Source organism: Parasphingomonas caseinilytica (assembly GCF_036663755.1).
Classification (GTDB): domain Bacteria; phylum Pseudomonadota; class Alphaproteobacteria; order Sphingomonadales; family Sphingomonadaceae; genus Sphingomonas.
Window position 1 is genome coordinate 45,278 of the sequence record NZ_JAXOJL010000010.1, and the last position, 13,890, is coordinate 59,167.

Below are 13,890 nucleotides of genomic sequence, written 5' to 3' on the forward strand. Positions count from 1 at the left end.
TAGCGTTATTTTCGCGCTGGGCAAGACCGGTCTGGCAGCACCGCTATGGACGAAGCCCCGGTCGATACTATGTTCCCCCTTGTGAACGATCTGCTCGCCAACCTGTTCGACGGCAACGTGCCGTTCTACGTTGTCATCGCCGCCGGCGTTATGGTGCTGATCGCGGCGCGGCGGTTCCGCGTGTTCGGCAATCTGCTCACCCTCGCGCTCGCCGGGGTTGCACTGGCAATCCTGATCCCGGTGATCAAGGAGCGCGCGCGCTACGATCCGCGCCTTGCCCGCTTGGGCGACCTGTTCGGCCGCGACACGCGCGCGCAACAGGCGGTCGGCGGCGAGTTGCGCGTGCCGATGGCGGCGGACGGGCATTTCTGGGTCGATGTGCGCATCGGCGACCGCAGCCAGCGCATGCTGATCGACAGCGGCGCGACGATTACCGCTTTGTCGGAGCGCGCCGCCGCTGCCGCCGGCCTCAGAACGGAGAACCCGTCCGTACCCGTCATGCTGCAGACCGCCAATGGATCGATTCGCGCCCGCACCGCCACGATCCCCGAACTGCATGTCGGCAACGTCGTCGCACGCGACGTGCCGGTCGTCGTGTCACCCGCGTTCGGCGACATGAGCGTTGTCGGCATGAACTTCCTGTCGCGGCTCAAATCCTGGCGGGTGGAAGGCGACACGCTGATCCTCGTGCCGCACCACCCGCAGGATCCTACCACCTGATTACGCGTCGATCGATGTACCCAGCGCGGCGTGCACCAGCCCGCCATCGACCGTGATCGTATCGCCAATCACATAATCTCCCGCGCGGCTCGCCAGATAGATCGCCGTTCCCGCCATATCTTCATCGACACCGATACGCTTCGCCGGAATGCCCTTGGCGATCTCCGATCCGTGATCGCGCGCCGCCTTGTTCATCTCGCTGGCGAACGCGCCCGGCGCGATCGAGGTGACGTTGATCGAATCCTGCACCAGCCGCGCGGCCATCCGCTTGGTGAGGTAGATCAGCGCCGATTTCGACGCGTGGTAGCTGTACGTCTCCCACGGGTTCAGCCGCTGACCGTCGATCGACGTGATGTTGATCACCTTGGACGGCTTGTCCGGCCGCGCCGCCGCCTTCAGCGCCGCGTGCAGCGCCTGGGTCAGGAAGAAAGGCGATTTGACGTTCAGGTCCATCACCTTGTCCCAGCCTTTTTCCGGGAAGTCCTCGAACGGCTCGCCCCACGCCGCGCCAGCATTGTTGACCAGGATGTCCAGGCTATCGGTATGTTCGGCCAGTTGCGCGGCCAGCGCCTTGCAGCCGGCGACGGTCGATACGTCCTGCGGCAGCGCGATGCACTTCTCGCCCAGTTCCCTGGCCGTTTCGAAGCACACATCGGCCTTGCGCGCAGAGATATACACCGTCGCCCCCTGCGCAATAAATCCCGCTGCGATCATCTTGCCAATACCGCGCGAGCCGCCGGTGACGAGCGCGGTGCGCCCGTCGAGGCGAAAGAGGTTGGTCGTGTCCATCTGCATTCTCTCCTGATTTCAACCGCCGCGCTTGATCGTCTCGCGCGCAATAATGATCTGCTGGATCTGGCTCGTGCCCTCGTAAATGCGGAACAAGCGCACATCGCGATAGAGCCGTTCGATCCCGTAATCGGCGATATAGCCCGCCCCGCCGAAAATCTGCACGGCGCGATCCGCAACCCTGCCGACCATTTCGGACGCGAAATACTTCGCCGCCGCGCTTTCCATCACCACGTCCTGGCCGGCATCCTTCGCCGCCGCCGTCTCCAGCACCATCGCGCGCGCCACCAACGCCTCGGTCTTGGAATCCGCGATCATGCCCTGAATCAGCTGATGCTCGGAAATCGGCTTGCCGAACTGCTTGCGCTCGGTCGCGTAGGCCACGCAATCGGCGATCAGCCGTTCCGCCACGCCGACGCACACCGCGCTGATATGCAGCCGCCCGCGATCCAGGACGCGCATTGCGATCTTGAACCCCTCGCCCTCTGCGCCCAGCCGGTTCTCCGCCGGCACGATCACATCGTCGAAATTGACGTCGGCGACCTTGGCACCCTTCTGCCCCATCTTCTTCTCCGGCTCGCCGATCGACACGCCGGCCAGATCACGCGGCACCAGAAACGCCGAAACACCGCGCGCGCCCGGCTCCTCGCTCGTCCGCGCCATCACGGTGAACAGGTCGGCCTTGTCGGCATTGGTGATGTAACGCTTGGTCCCGCTCAGCCGGTACGCCTGCCCGTCGAACGTAGCGCGCGTCTTCACCGCGCCCGAATCGCTACCCACGTCCGGCTCGGTCAGCGCGAAGCTGGTGATGATCTCGCCACTGGCGATCTTGGGCAGCCACGCGGCCTTCTGCTCGGCATTGCCCGCCATGACGAGGCCTTGCGATCCGATCCCGACATTGGTGCCGAAGGTCGATCGGAATGCCGGCGTCGTCCGCCCGAGTTCGATCGCGACGCGCGCCTCTTCCGACATGGTCAGGCCCAGGCCGCCATATTCCTCGGCGATCGACAGCCCGAACAGGCCCATGTCGCGCATTTCCTGCACGATCTCGGCCGGAATCGCGTCCGCCTCCTCGACCGCGCCTTCCAGCGGTCGCAGCCGTTCGGCGACGAAACGGCGCACCATATCGATCAGCGCATCGAAGGTTTCAGGGTCGAGTGCCATGGTTTCCTCTCTCTCCGTCATACCGGGCTCGATCCGGCAACCAACGCAACAAGCTTAATCCGACGGTTAGTCCGAGGGGCTGGCCACGGCAAGCCTGCAACCTACCCGAAATTCCAAAACCGCGCGTTGACCGCGCGAAACCCCATACTATGCTGTGCAAAACCACATATCCGATAATCCCCGCGGGAGAATGAAATGCGCTTCACCGGCAAGAACGCCGTGGTAACCGGAGGTGCCTCGGGCATCGGCAAGGCCACCGCACTACGGCTCGCGGAGGAAGGCGCCCAGGTCTGGATCGGCGATATCGACGAGGCCGGAGGGCGCGAGATCGCCAATATGTCGAACGGCAAGATCCATTTCCTGCGCACCGATGTGATGCAGGCGGGAGACATCGAGGCAATCATGCACGCGGCGGACGCGACCGGCGGCCTTGACGTCGTGTTCAACAATGCCGGTGCCGGCGGATCGCGCGATCCGATCGACCAGATCAGCCCGGACGATTGGGATCGCACCCAAGCGCTACTGCTGCGCTCGGTCGCATTGGGCATCCGCTATGCCGCCCCGCTGATGATCGCACGTGGTGCCGGGGGTGCGATCGTCAACACCGCCTCGATCGCAGCGTTGCAGACCGGTGCCGCGCCCACCGCTTATTCGGTCGCCAAGGCCGGCGTGCTGCATTTGACCAAGATGGCCGCGGCCGACCTGTCGCGCTACGATATCCGGGTCAACGCGGTGTGCCCCGGCTTCATCACCACCAACATCTTCACCTCGGCCCTGGGTATCGAGGGCGACAAGCGTGCCCAAGCCAATGGCGCGATCAACCATATCGCCGCCAAGGCCCAGCCGCTGCAGCGCGCCGGTCGCGCGGAGGACATCGCCGCCGCAGTCGCCTATCTCGCAAGTAAAGATGCCAGCTTCGTCACCGGCACGCACATCACCATCGACGGCGGCATGACGATCGGCCCGCGCCACAGCTGGGATGCGGAAGTGCCGTCGCTGTTCCAGTCGCTGGAGGCGTTTGCGCGCTAGCCGCGCGTCGACCGGCCCTCAGTTCGCCACCGCCCGCACGAACGCGCTCGCCACCCAGCCGCTGACGCACGGTCCGGCATAGGCTCGCGGCGACGCGACCGGCGCGCCGACGCCGCAATCTGTCTCCGGCGCGCTCGCCGGGGGCACCACCACGCCCTGCCAGCGCTGATCGATCGATCGGGTACAGACCAGCAGGCGGGCATCGTTGGGCAGGCGCAACATCTCGCTCGCCTCCAGGAACGGCGCGGCGCGCACCGGCAGATACGTCTCGCCCTCGGCCGAGATGTTCACCACACGCGCGACATTGGGACAGGCGGCAAAGGCCGGCCCGCCCTCCCCGATCCGCACCGGCCGCGTCCCGGGCATCATCGGCTCGCCGCCGACATTGAGCAGCGCATCGTCGTCATTGCCTATCCCTACGCTCTGCGAGCAAGCGGCAAGGAGCAGGCACAGCGCCGGGATCAGGATTTTCATGACGCGTATATAGGCGCCGCGGCGTACGTTAGCGAGAGCAACCGGGAGCGGGGCAGACCGTGATTTGTCAACCAAACACGCCTTTATGCCAAGCACGCTTGACATTAAAATCAGTAAATATGTAAAGCTGACATTACTGATTCGAAAGGGAGCTTTACGCATGAGGCAGAAACAGAGCCGTGCAATGTGGCGCTACAACAAGACCGTGGTGATGCTCAGCCTGGTTTATTCCATCCTGTTGATTGGCGCAGTTTACGCCTTCCAGCATCACCTGATCGCCGGGCCGCTGGCCTATGTCGCGGCGATCCTGCCCGCACTGCCGATCGTCGGCATCTTCATCGCGATCGGGCGCTATCTGGTCGAGGAGCAAGACGAATATGTCCGCATGAAGACGGCGCGCCAGGCGCTGATCGCCAGCGGCCTAGCATTCAGCGCAGCGACGATCTGGGGCTTTTTGGAGAGCTTCAAACTCGTGCCACATATCGACACATATTATGTCGCGGTGTTGTGGTTCGGCGGGCTTGCCATCGGCGGCTGCTACAACGCGCTGGCCGAACGGGCGGAACACGCATGAAGAACCGCCTGAAAGTGTTGCGCGCCGAACGCGACTGGAGCCAGGGCGATCTCGCCGAGCGGCTGGAGGTCTCCCGCCAGAGCGTCAACGCGATCGAGACCGGGCGTTACGATCCTTCGCTCCCCCTCGCCTTCCGCATTGCCGAACTGTTCGACCTGCCGATCGAAGCCATCTTCACCAGCCCATCGAAAGGACCAGACCAATGATCTCGCACCTGAAAGCCCGCATCGCCGCTACCGCAATAACGTTGCTGGTCGTCCTGCATCCCGGAGCGGGCCATGCGCAGGCGGCGGCACCTGCCACCAAAACCGATCCTGCGGCGACGCAGCTCGACCACATCTCGATCACCACGATGGGCAAGGGCCCGGCGATCGTCCTGATCCCCGGACTGTCCTCGCCACGCGCCGTCTGGGATGGGGTTGCGCCAGCACTGGCGAAGACGCACCGCGTCTATCTGGTGCAGGTCAACGGCTTCGGCGGTGACGCGCCGGGCAAGAATCTCGAACCCGGCCTGCTTGACGGGATCGTCGCCGATCTCGACGGCTTCATCGTCAGGAACAAGATCAGGAACGCCAAACTGGTCGGCCATTCGATGGGCGGGCTGGTCACGCTGAAATTCGCACACGCGCATCCCGATCATGTTGCGGCGGCGATGATCGTCGACAGCCTGCCCTATGTCGGCGAAATCTTTGTGCCCGGCGCGACCGTGGCGATGATGGAGCCGCAGGCCAAGGCGATGCGCGACGCGATGGCGGCCAGCTACGGCAAGCCCGCGAACGCAGCGGCGGCGGAGGGCACCGCGAACGGCCTGGCGCTCAAGCCGGAGTCGCGCGCCAAGGCGAAGGCCTGATTCCTGGCGACCGACCCGCGCGTCAGCGGTCTGGCGCTGTACGAGGATCTGACCACCGATCTGCGCCCGGACATGGCGACGCTCACCACGCCGCTGACCATCGTCTATCCCTGGCCCAGCGCCACGGCCAAGCCGCACGCCGAGGCGCTCTATCGCGGCGTCTATGCCAAGGTGCCGAATATCCGCTTCGTCGATATCGGCGATGCCGCGCATTTCGTGATGCTCGACCAGCCCGCCGCCTTCGCCGCCGCACTGAAGGACTTTGCCGACGGACGGTAGTTCGACGCGCATCCGAACGTGCCGGGGCTGTAAATCCTGCCCCGGCACGCCTAGATGCGCCGCCATGACCGACGCCCCCGCACCCCGCCCCGCCCTCGCCTACCACCTTACCGAAGGCACCGGCCCGACGATCGTCTTCCTGCCCGGCTATGCCAGCGACATGACCGGGACCAAGGCGCTCGCGCTGGAAGCCTGGGCCAAGCAGAACGGCCGCGCCTTCCTGCGCTTCGATTATGGCGGCTGCGGGCAGAGCGAGGGCAGGTTCGAGGACCAGACGCTCACCGGTTGGCGCGACGACATCGTGACGATGCTCGAACGGCTCGCCAAAGGCCCGGCGGTGCTGGTGGGATCGTCGCTCGGCGGGTGGCTGATGCTGCTGGTCGCGCGCGACCGGCCCGATCTGGTCGCCGGACTGGTCGGTGTGGCGCCCGCGCCGGATTTCACCGACTGGGGTTTCACCACCGACGAGAAATTGAAGATCCTCGGCGAAGGCCGCGTCACGCGTGCGTCACCCTACGGACCGGAGCCGACACTCTACACCAACGCTTTCTGGACTTCGGGCGAGGCCAACCGGCTGATGTTCGGGCAGATCGCGATCGACGTGCCGGTGCGGCTGATCCAGGGGCAGCTCGACCGCGACGTGCCATGGACGCGCACCGCGCGCCTGGCCGAGTTGCTGCGTTCAGCCGATGTGCAGACAGTGTTGGTCAAGGACGGCGATCACCGCCTGTCGCGCGATGCGGATATCGCGGCGATCGTCCGTGCGGTCGAGGATGTGATAGCCCGCTTATGATCCTGCCCTTGCTGCTCCTCGCCACCGCCCAGACCAGCCCCGCGCAAGCCGGCCCGCCCCCGCCGACCGATCGTTACGCACATTGCATGGATCTGGCGACGAAAGATCCGGCAGCGGGGATCGAGGAAGGATCGCGTTGGCGGCTGTCGGGCGGCGGCGTGCTGGCACGGCAATGCCTCGGCGTATCCTATGCCAATGCCAACCAGCTGAACGCGGCGGCGACCGAATTCGAAGCCGCGGCGCGCGCGGCGGAACTGGCCAAGGACAGTCGCGCCGCCGCCTATTGGGCACAGGCCGGCAATGCCTGGCTGGCGGCGCAGGACGCGACCAAGGCGCGCGCCGCGCTGGATGCCGCACTCGCCGCGGGCTCGTTGACCGGGCTCGAACTGGGCGAGGTCTATCTCGATCATGCGCGCGCTCAAGTGGCGAGCAAGGAACTGGAGGCAGCGCGCGGCGATCTCGATCTCGCGATGGAAACCGCCTCGGCCGATCCGCTCGCCTGGCTGTTGTCGGCAACACTGGCGCGACGGATGGACGATCTGCCTCGCGCCAGAAAGGACATCGCCGAGGCGCTGCGCCGGTCCGGCGACGATGCCTCGGTACAATTGGAGGCGGGCAATATCGCCGCGCTGGACGGCGACGAAGCGGGCGCGAAGACGGCGTGGAAGCGCGCCGTGGCGATCGCGCCCGATGCGCCGGCGGGCAGAAGCGCGCGCACGGCGCTGGCGCAGTTTACCGCCCCGTCCACGCCCTAAAAGCTGGCGGCCGGCGGTGGCGCGCCCTATCTGGATCAGGACGACGCAACCGGAGCCTGCCCTGATGAAATACCTCCACACCATGATCCGCGTGACCGATCCGGACGCGACGATCCGCTTCTTCGAACTGCTCGGCCTTAAAGAAGTGCGGCGCATGGAGAGCGAGAAGGGCCGCTTCACCCTGATCTTCCTCGCCACGCCGGAAGACATGAACGCACCCGGCGAGCGCGCCCAGGCCGAGGTCGAACTGACTTACAATTGGCCGCCGGAAGACGGCGCGGCGGAAGTCTATACCGGCGGGCGCAATTTCGGGCACCTCGCCTATCGGGTCGAGAACATCTACGAGACGTGCCAGCGGCTGATGGACGGCGGCGTGACGATCAACCGCCCGCCACGCGACGGCCACATGGCGTTCGTGCGCAGCCCGGACAACATCTCGATCGAAATCCTGCAGGACGGGGTGCTCGACCCAGCCGAGCCTTGGGCATCAATGCCGAACGCTGGCGAATGGTGAAATGACGGTCGCCGCGTTCCTCGAACTGACGGGCGCGCGGCTGCCGATCGTGCAGGCCCCGATGGCCGGGTTCGGAGGTGCCGCGCTGGCCATCGTGGCGATCCGCGCCGGTGGCGTCGGATCGCTGGCTTGCGCGACGCTGGATGCGGCGACGGTAGTGGCGGAAGCCGAGGCGATCCGTGCGAAAGCGCATGGGCCGCTGAACTTCAATTTCTTCTGTCACACGCTCGGTCCCGCGCCGGACGAAATTGCGTGGCGGAACGTCTTGGCGCCATTCTATGCGATCGAAGGGATCGCCCCTCCGATCGATGCTTCGCCGCTGCGCCGTCCGTTCGATGCGGCGATGGCGGATGCGGTGGGGGCGGTACGGCCGGAGATCGTCAGTTTTCATTTCGGCCTGCCCAACGATGCGTTGCTCGACCGCGTCAAGGCGACGGGTGCCAAAGTGTTAGGGAATGCGACCAACGTGGACGAGGCGCAGGCGCTCGCCGCGCGCGGGTGCGACGCGATCGTCGCGCAGGGGTTCGAGGCGGGCGGCCATGCCGGTCATTTCCTCGTCGGCCATCAGCCCGTTGGCCTGTTTTCGCTTATTCCGGCAATCGTCGATGCCGTGAATGTGCCGGTGATCGCCGCCGGCGGGATCGGCGATGCGCGCGGCGTGGCGGCGGCAATGGCGCTCGGGGCCTCGGCCGTGCAGGTCGGCACCGCCTATCTCCTCGCCCCCGAAACCACGACCAGCGCCGCCCACCGCGCTCGGCTGACGGAGGCGAGTGCGGACGACAGCGTCTTCACCAACCTGTTCTCGGGCGGCTTGGCGCGCGGATTGCGCAACCGGCTGATCGAGACGCTCGGCGCGGTCAGCGATACCGCGCCACCTTTCCCCTATGCCAGCGCCGCGCTCGCGCCCTTGCGTGCCCGGGCCGAGGCGGACGGTCGTGGCGATTATTCGCCGCTCTGGGCCGGACAGAGCGTGGCGCTCGCCCGCGCCGAACCCGCCGAGATCATCACCCGCCGCCTCGGCGAAGCAGCACTGCAAGGAACTCGATCATGACCGACTTGGAAATCGTGCGCATTCCGGCGCTGAGCGACAATTATATCTGGCTAGTCCATGATGCGGTGTCGGGCGAGACGATGGTGGTCGATCCGTCCGAGGCAGCACCGGTGCTGGCCGAGGCGGAGCAGCGCGGCTGGACGATCGGGCAGATCTGGAACACGCATTGGCACCCCGATCACACCGCCGGCAATGCCGAGATCAAGGCGGCGCACGGAGCGATCGTCAGCGGCCCGGCGGCGGAGGCGGCGCGCATCCCGACGCTGGACGTGCTGCTGGCAGAGGGCGATACGGTGAAGCTGGGCGATCATGTTGCGGCGGTGATCGAGACGCCGGGCCACACCGCCGGGCATATCGTGTTCCATCTGCCCGGGGACGCGCTGATCTTCACCGGCGATACGCTGTTCGCGATGGGCTGTGGCCGGCTGTTCGAGGGCGATGCGACGCAGATGTTCGCCAACATGCAGCGGCTGGCGCAACTGCCGCCGGAGACGATCGTCTACTGCGCCCACGAATATACCGCCGCCAATGCCCGGTACGCCGTCACGGCCGAACCGGAGAACGCCGCCACGGCTGCGCGACTGGCCGAAGTGACGGCGCAACGCGCAGCGGGCGAGCCGACCGTGCCGACGTCGATCGCGGCGGAACTGGCGACCAACCCGTTCCTGCGCGCCGCTTCGGCCGAACAACTGGCCGCGCGGCGTGCCGGCAAGGATAGTTTTGCCGGCTGAACGCGTTCAAGCTTCATCGATAGCGGATCGGATTCTTTCATGCGTCTCCTGCTCGTCCTCCCCTTGCTGATCGCCACCGGCGCCGCGACCGCCGACAGCCGGAACGACAAGACCGATCTCACCCGCGCGCTGGCCGGGCGCGTCGCCGGAGCTCCGGTGAAGTGTATCGACCCGCGGCTGGCCGACGGCCCGCAGGTCGTCGGTACGCAGACGTTGATCTATCGCCGGGGCAACGGGCGGTTGTGGGTCAATACATTGACCGAACCCTGTACGGGCCTGCGCTTCAACGCCGTGCCGGTCGTGGAGATGTTCGGCGGCGAGCTGTGCCGTAACGACCGTTTCACGCCGGTCACGCCGGGGTCGATTCCCGGCGCGCCGTGCCGATTGGGCAGCTTCACGCCCTGGGACAAGCCGAAGCGCTGATCCGTGGGCAGCGCTTACTTCTCCACCCCCAATTGCGTCAGCATGAAAGCCGTATATTCCGCGCCGTCCTTGTAGCGCTGGAACCTGCCGGACTTGCCGCCATGTCCGGCCTCCATGTTTGTGCGGAAGACCAGCGGATTGGTGTCAGTCTTCACGCCGCGCAGTTTTGCCACCCATTTGGCCGGCTCGTAATATTGCACCTGCGAATCCCACAGTCCCGTGCCGACGAACAGCGCCGGATAGGCCTGCGCACTGACATTGTCGTAGGGCGAGTAGCTCAGCATATAATCGTACGACGCCTTGCTGGTGCCGGGATTGCCCCATTCGTCATATTCATTGGTGGTCAGCGGAATGCTCGCGTCGAGCATCGTCGTCACGACATCGACGAACGGCACCTGCGCGATGATCACCTTGTAATCCTTCGGTGCCATGTTCGCGATGCCGCCCATCAACAGGCCGCCAGCACTGCCGCCCAGCGCCGCCACACGATCCTTCGCGGCATATTTGTTGGCGACCAGCCAGCGGGTGACGTCGATGAAATCGTTGAAGCTGTTCTTCTTGTTGAACAGATGGCCGTCGTCATACCATTTGCGGCCCATTTCCTGCCCGCCGCGAATGTGCGCCAGCGCATAGACCATGCCGCGATCGAGCAGGCTGACGGTCTGCGCCGAGAAGGCCGGATCCATCGACGCGCCGTAGCTGCCATAGCCATATTGCAGCATCGCCGCGCTGCCGTCCTTTTTGAAGCCCTTCTTGTAGACGATGCTGACCGGTACCTTCGTGCCGTCGCGCGCCGGTACCCAAACCCGCTCCGTCACATACTGCGTCGCGTCGTAGCCGGGCACCGGCTGGACCTTCAATGTACGGCGCTCACCGGTCTTCGTGTTGACCTCGTACGTCGTCGTCGGCGTGGTCAGCGAGCCGTAGGTGTAGCGAAGCCAAGGCGTCGCCGGTTCCTCGTTGACCGACAGGCCCATCGCATAAGCGGGTTCGTCCGAGGATACGAAGCTGCTTTTGCCCGCGTTGGTCAGCGTGCGCAGCCGCTTGTTGCCGCCGGAGCGCTCCTCGATCGCGAGGAAACCGTCGAACGGCTTGAAGCCTTCGATGAACACGTCGGGCTTCACCGGTACCAGATCGCTCCACGCCGTGCGCGTGCCGTTCGCCTTGGCATCGGCGACCGTCATCAGGCGATAGTTCGGCGCTTTCCAGTTGGTCTTGAAGATCCAGCGGCCGCCGAGGTGGTCGGCGTCGTAGAGCACGTCGCGTTCGCGCGGGGCGACGATCTTGAACGTCGCGGGTGCGGCGGCGGGGGCACAGCGTTGTTCGGCGCTGACCGTGCTCTGCACGCCGATGCAGATGTACTTATCGTCCGTGGTGCGGCCGAGGCCCATGTAGAAGCTGTCGTCCTTCTCCTCATAGACAAGCGTATCGGCAGAGGCCGGCGTGCCGAGGACGTGCGCCTTCACGCGCTTGCTGAGCAGGGTGACGGGATCCTTTTCGACATACAGGATCGTCTTGTTGTCGTCGGCCCAGACCGCGCCGGGTTCGACATTGGGAATTTCGTCCGCGAGCAGCTTGCCGGTCGCGATGTCCTTCACCCGGAGGATGTATTGCCGGCGGCCGACCGTATCCTCGGCGAAGGCGAGCAATGCGTTGTTCGGGCTGACGGCGGTGCTGCCGATGGCGAAGAAGCCCTTGCCCGCCGCCATCTTCGGCTGATCGAGCATGATCTCCTCGGGCGCACTCATCGCGCCCTTGCGGCGCGCAGTGACAGGATAGTCCGCGCCGGTTTCGAAGCGCGTGTAATAATAATAGCCGCGTTTAAGGTACGGGACCGAGCTGTCGTCCTGTTTGATGCGGCCGACGACTTCCTTGTAGAGCCGGTCCTGCAACAGCTTGGTCGGGGCGAGGACCGCGTCGGCATAGGCATTCTCAGCCTTCAGATTAGCGAGCATCTCCGGGTTCTTGCGGGTGTCGTCGCGCAGCCAGTAATAATCGTCTTCACGCGCGCCGTTGGGGGATTTGACGAGGAACGGTTTCTTCGCCGCAACCGGGGGCTTGGGCGTTTCTTGCGCGACGGCCGGTATGGCGACGGCGGCGATCAGGCTGGCGGCGATCAGGTACTTCACGGATAATTCCCCCGGTGATTTTGGCGGGAAGCTAGCGCGGGCCGCGGGCGTGGGGAAGTGGCATCCTGCACCCCACGCACTCCCGTCATCCTGAACTTGTTTCAGGATCCATCAAGCGGCTTGGTCCGCGGCTAGAAGCTCGAGCGCAGGGCGTGCGGCACGATGGATCCTGAAACGAGTTCAGGATGACGGGAGTGCGTGGGGGTGGGGTGACTACAAAACAAACCGCGACAGGTCGGTATTCCGCGCGATGCTCGCCAGCTGGCTTTCCACATAGGCCGCATCCACCGTCACGGTCTCACCACCGCGATCCTCGGCATCGAAGCTCACCTCCTCAAGCAGCTTTTCCATCACCGTCTGCAGGCGGCGCGCGCCGATATTCTCGATCTCGCCATTCACTTCCGCGGCGATGCGCGCCACCGCCGCGATGCCGTCTTCGGTGAAGTTCACCGTCACGCCCTCGGTGCCGATCAGCGCCTTGTATTGCGCGGGCAGCGAGGCTTTGGTGTCGCTGAGGATCGCGACGAAATCCGCCTCGGTCAGCGCCTTCAGTTCGACGCGGATCGGCAGGCGGCCCTGCAGTTCGGGCAGCAGATCGCTGGGCTTGGCGACGTGGAACGCGCCGGATGCGATGAACAGGATATGGTCGGTCTTCATCGGCCCGTATTTGGTCGCGACCGTGGTGCCCTCGATCAGCGGCAGCAGATCGCGCTGCACGCCTTCGCGGCTGACCGATCCGCCACCGCGATGTTCGGACATCGCGATCTTGTCGATCTCGTCGAGGAAGACGATGCCGTTCGCCTCCGCATCGGCCAAAGCGGCGCGGCCGACCTCTTCCTGGTCGAGGCGCTTGTCGGCTTCCTCCTCGACCAGTTTCTCCCATGCGGCGGGGACGGTGAGCTTGCGGCGCTTGAGCTGCGGGCCGCCGAACGCCTTGCCCATCATCTCGCTCAGATTGATCATCTGCGGTGCGCCGCCGGGAATTTCGAACGGCGTGGTCGGCGCGGCTTCCAGTTCGATCTCGATCTCGGTCTGGTCGAGATGGCCGTCGCGCATGCGCTGCGTGAAGGCAGCGCGGGTCGCCTCGCTCGCGCCCTTGCCGGTCAGCGCATCTAGCAGGCGGATCAGTGCCGCTTCCTCGGCCTTGTCCTTGACCGCGATGCGGCGGCGTTCCTTTTCGAGCCGCACCGCTTCCTCGACCAGATCGCGCGCGATCTGTTCCACGTCGCGGCCGACATAGCCGACCTCGGTGAACTTGGTCGCCTCGACCTTGATGAACGGCGCGTCGGCGAGCTTCGCCAGACGCCGGCTGATCTCGGTCTTGCCGCACCCCGTAGGCCCGATCATCAGGATGTTCTTCGGGGATACCTCGTCGCGCAGGTCCGCGCCGAGGCGCTGGCGACGCCAGCGGTTGCGCAGCGCGACGGCGACGGCCTTCTTGGCGTCGGTCTGGCCGATGATATGTTCGTCGAGCGCGCGGACGATAGCTTTAGGGGTGAGTGCGTCGTTCATGTCATCGCTTCTCAAAAATCGTCATCCCAGCGGAGGCTGGGATCTTTGTGGGGCTGGCGTCGAGCGCGCCTCAATGAGACCCCAGCCTTCGCTGGGGTGACGG

17 protein-coding genes are annotated in these 13,890 nt (G+C 65.4%); 12 read left to right on the plus strand and 5 right to left on the minus strand.

What is annotated here, in order from left to right; all coding sequences use genetic code 11:
- Positions 1-81 precede the first annotated feature (81 nt).
- Positions 82-720 (plus strand): retropepsin-like aspartic protease family protein, encoded by a 639-nt coding sequence (locus U1738_RS17900; RefSeq protein ID WP_332790398.1) that lies wholly within the window; start codon positions 82-84, stop codon positions 718-720.
- On the opposite strand, the gene U1738_RS17905 is transcribed toward U1738_RS17900, so the two are convergent.
- Complete coding sequence (locus tag U1738_RS17905) at positions 721-1,509, minus strand: SDR family oxidoreductase (RefSeq protein ID WP_332790399.1); 789 nt, start codon at positions 1,507-1,509, stop codon at positions 721-723.
- A gap of 18 nt (positions 1,510-1,527) precedes the next feature.
- Positions 1,528-2,673 carry an acyl-CoA dehydrogenase family protein gene (locus tag U1738_RS17910; protein ID WP_332790400.1) on the minus strand — a complete coding sequence of 382 codons (1,146 nt, stop codon included), beginning with the start codon at positions 2,671-2,673 and terminating at the stop codon, positions 1,528-1,530.
- A 195-nt stretch (positions 2,674-2,868) separates the two neighbouring features.
- Between U1738_RS17910 and U1738_RS17915 the strand changes: the two genes are divergently transcribed.
- Positions 2,869-3,702 carry an SDR family NAD(P)-dependent oxidoreductase gene (locus tag U1738_RS17915; protein WP_332790401.1) on the plus strand — a complete coding sequence of 278 codons (834 nt, stop codon included), beginning with the start codon at positions 2,869-2,871 and terminating at the stop codon, positions 3,700-3,702.
- Positions 3,703-3,720: 18 nt separating this feature from the next.
- Here U1738_RS17915 and U1738_RS17920 read toward each other — a convergent pair whose 3' ends face one another.
- A complete protein-coding gene (locus U1738_RS17920; protein WP_332790402.1) occupies positions 3,721-4,176 on the minus strand; it encodes a hypothetical protein in 456 nt (151 codons plus the stop codon).
- Between the two features lie 160 nt (positions 4,177-4,336).
- Between U1738_RS17920 and U1738_RS17925 the strand changes: the two genes are divergently transcribed.
- From U1738_RS17925 to U1738_RS17970, 10 genes are all read left to right on the plus strand, one after another.
- Entirely contained in the window at positions 4,337-4,750 is a 414-nt protein-coding gene (locus U1738_RS17925; RefSeq protein WP_332790403.1) for a hypothetical protein, read from the plus strand.
- Entirely contained in the window at positions 4,747-4,956 is a 210-nt protein-coding gene (locus tag U1738_RS17930) for a helix-turn-helix transcriptional regulator (protein ID WP_332790404.1), read from the plus strand. Before U1738_RS17925 ends, U1738_RS17930 begins: the two co-directional genes overlap by 4 nt.
- Entirely contained in the window at positions 4,953-5,600 is a 648-nt protein-coding gene (locus tag U1738_RS17935) for an alpha/beta fold hydrolase (RefSeq protein ID WP_332790405.1), read from the plus strand. Before U1738_RS17930 ends, U1738_RS17935 begins: the two co-directional genes overlap by 4 nt.
- Before the next feature lie 72 nt (positions 5,601-5,672).
- A complete protein-coding gene (locus U1738_RS17940; protein ID WP_332790406.1) occupies positions 5,673-5,879 on the plus strand; it encodes an alpha/beta fold hydrolase in 207 nt (68 codons plus the stop codon).
- A gap of 64 nt (positions 5,880-5,943) precedes the next feature.
- Positions 5,944-6,672 (plus strand): alpha/beta hydrolase, encoded by a 729-nt coding sequence (locus U1738_RS17945; protein WP_332790407.1) that lies wholly within the window; start codon positions 5,944-5,946, stop codon positions 6,670-6,672.
- Positions 6,669-7,427 carry a tetratricopeptide repeat protein gene (locus U1738_RS17950; protein ID WP_332790408.1) on the plus strand — a complete coding sequence of 253 codons (759 nt, stop codon included), beginning with the start codon at positions 6,669-6,671 and terminating at the stop codon, positions 7,425-7,427. Before U1738_RS17945 ends, U1738_RS17950 begins: the two co-directional genes overlap by 4 nt.
- Positions 7,428-7,488: 61 nt before the next feature.
- A complete protein-coding gene (locus U1738_RS17955) occupies positions 7,489-7,941 on the plus strand; it encodes a VOC family protein (RefSeq protein ID WP_332790516.1) in 453 nt (150 codons plus the stop codon).
- Position 7,942: 1 nt separating this feature from the next.
- Complete coding sequence (locus U1738_RS17960; RefSeq protein WP_332790409.1) at positions 7,943-8,992, plus strand: NAD(P)H-dependent flavin oxidoreductase; 1,050 nt, start codon at positions 7,943-7,945, stop codon at positions 8,990-8,992.
- The gene (gene gloB / locus U1738_RS17965; protein WP_332790410.1) at positions 8,989-9,723 is read left to right on the plus strand and encodes a hydroxyacylglutathione hydrolase; all 735 of its coding nucleotides are present in this window, start codon (positions 8,989-8,991) and stop codon (positions 9,721-9,723) included. Before U1738_RS17960 ends, gloB begins: the two co-directional genes overlap by 4 nt.
- A 39-nt stretch (positions 9,724-9,762) precedes the next feature.
- Entirely contained in the window at positions 9,763-10,146 is a 384-nt protein-coding gene (locus U1738_RS17970) for a DUF6491 family protein (RefSeq protein ID WP_332790411.1), read from the plus strand.
- A 14-nt stretch (positions 10,147-10,160) separates the two neighbouring features.
- On the opposite strand, the gene U1738_RS17975 is transcribed toward U1738_RS17970, so the two are convergent.
- Both U1738_RS17975 and hslU read right to left on the minus strand, forming a co-directional pair.
- Positions 10,161-12,275, minus strand: coding sequence for a S9 family peptidase (locus U1738_RS17975; protein WP_332790412.1), 2,115 nt, complete (start codon positions 12,273-12,275; stop codon positions 10,161-10,163).
- A 213-nt stretch (positions 12,276-12,488) separates the two neighbouring features.
- Positions 12,489-13,787 carry an ATP-dependent protease ATPase subunit HslU gene (gene hslU / locus U1738_RS17980; protein ID WP_332790413.1) on the minus strand — a complete coding sequence of 433 codons (1,299 nt, stop codon included), beginning with the start codon at positions 13,785-13,787 and terminating at the stop codon, positions 12,489-12,491.
- Positions 13,788-13,890: the final 103 nt, after the last annotated feature.

Excerpts from the sequence above, each read along its gene's own strand:
- U1738_RS17905 (WP_332790399.1), bottom strand. The coding sequence starts at position 1,509 with ATGGACACGACCAACCTCTTTCGCCTCGACGGGCGCACCGCGCTCGTC.
- U1738_RS17910 (WP_332790400.1), bottom strand. The coding sequence starts at position 2,673 with ATGGCACTCGACCCTGAAACCTTCGATGCGCTGATCGATATGGTGCGC.
- U1738_RS17915 (WP_332790401.1), top strand. The coding sequence starts at position 2,869 with ATGCGCTTCACCGGCAAGAACGCCGTGGTAACCGGAGGTGCCTCGGGC.
- U1738_RS17920 (WP_332790402.1), bottom strand. The coding sequence starts at position 4,176 with ATGAAAATCCTGATCCCGGCGCTGTGCCTGCTCCTTGCCGCTTGCTCG.
- U1738_RS17925 (WP_332790403.1), top strand. The coding sequence starts at position 4,337 with ATGAGGCAGAAACAGAGCCGTGCAATGTGGCGCTACAACAAGACCGTG.
- U1738_RS17930 (WP_332790404.1), top strand. The coding sequence starts at position 4,747 with ATGAAGAACCGCCTGAAAGTGTTGCGCGCCGAACGCGACTGGAGCCAG.
- U1738_RS17935 (WP_332790405.1), top strand. The coding sequence starts at position 4,953 with ATGATCTCGCACCTGAAAGCCCGCATCGCCGCTACCGCAATAACGTTG.
- U1738_RS17940 (WP_332790406.1), top strand. The coding sequence starts at position 5,673 with ATGGCGACGCTCACCACGCCGCTGACCATCGTCTATCCCTGGCCCAGC.
- U1738_RS17945 (WP_332790407.1), top strand. The coding sequence starts at position 5,944 with ATGACCGACGCCCCCGCACCCCGCCCCGCCCTCGCCTACCACCTTACC.
- U1738_RS17950 (WP_332790408.1), top strand. The coding sequence starts at position 6,669 with ATGATCCTGCCCTTGCTGCTCCTCGCCACCGCCCAGACCAGCCCCGCG.
- U1738_RS17960 (WP_332790409.1), top strand. The coding sequence starts at position 7,943 with ATGACGGTCGCCGCGTTCCTCGAACTGACGGGCGCGCGGCTGCCGATC.
- gloB (WP_332790410.1), top strand. The coding sequence starts at position 8,989 with ATGACCGACTTGGAAATCGTGCGCATTCCGGCGCTGAGCGACAATTAT.
- U1738_RS17970 (WP_332790411.1), top strand. The coding sequence starts at position 9,763 with ATGCGTCTCCTGCTCGTCCTCCCCTTGCTGATCGCCACCGGCGCCGCG.
- hslU (WP_332790413.1), bottom strand. The coding sequence starts at position 13,787 with ATGAACGACGCACTCACCCCTAAAGCTATCGTCCGCGCGCTCGACGAA.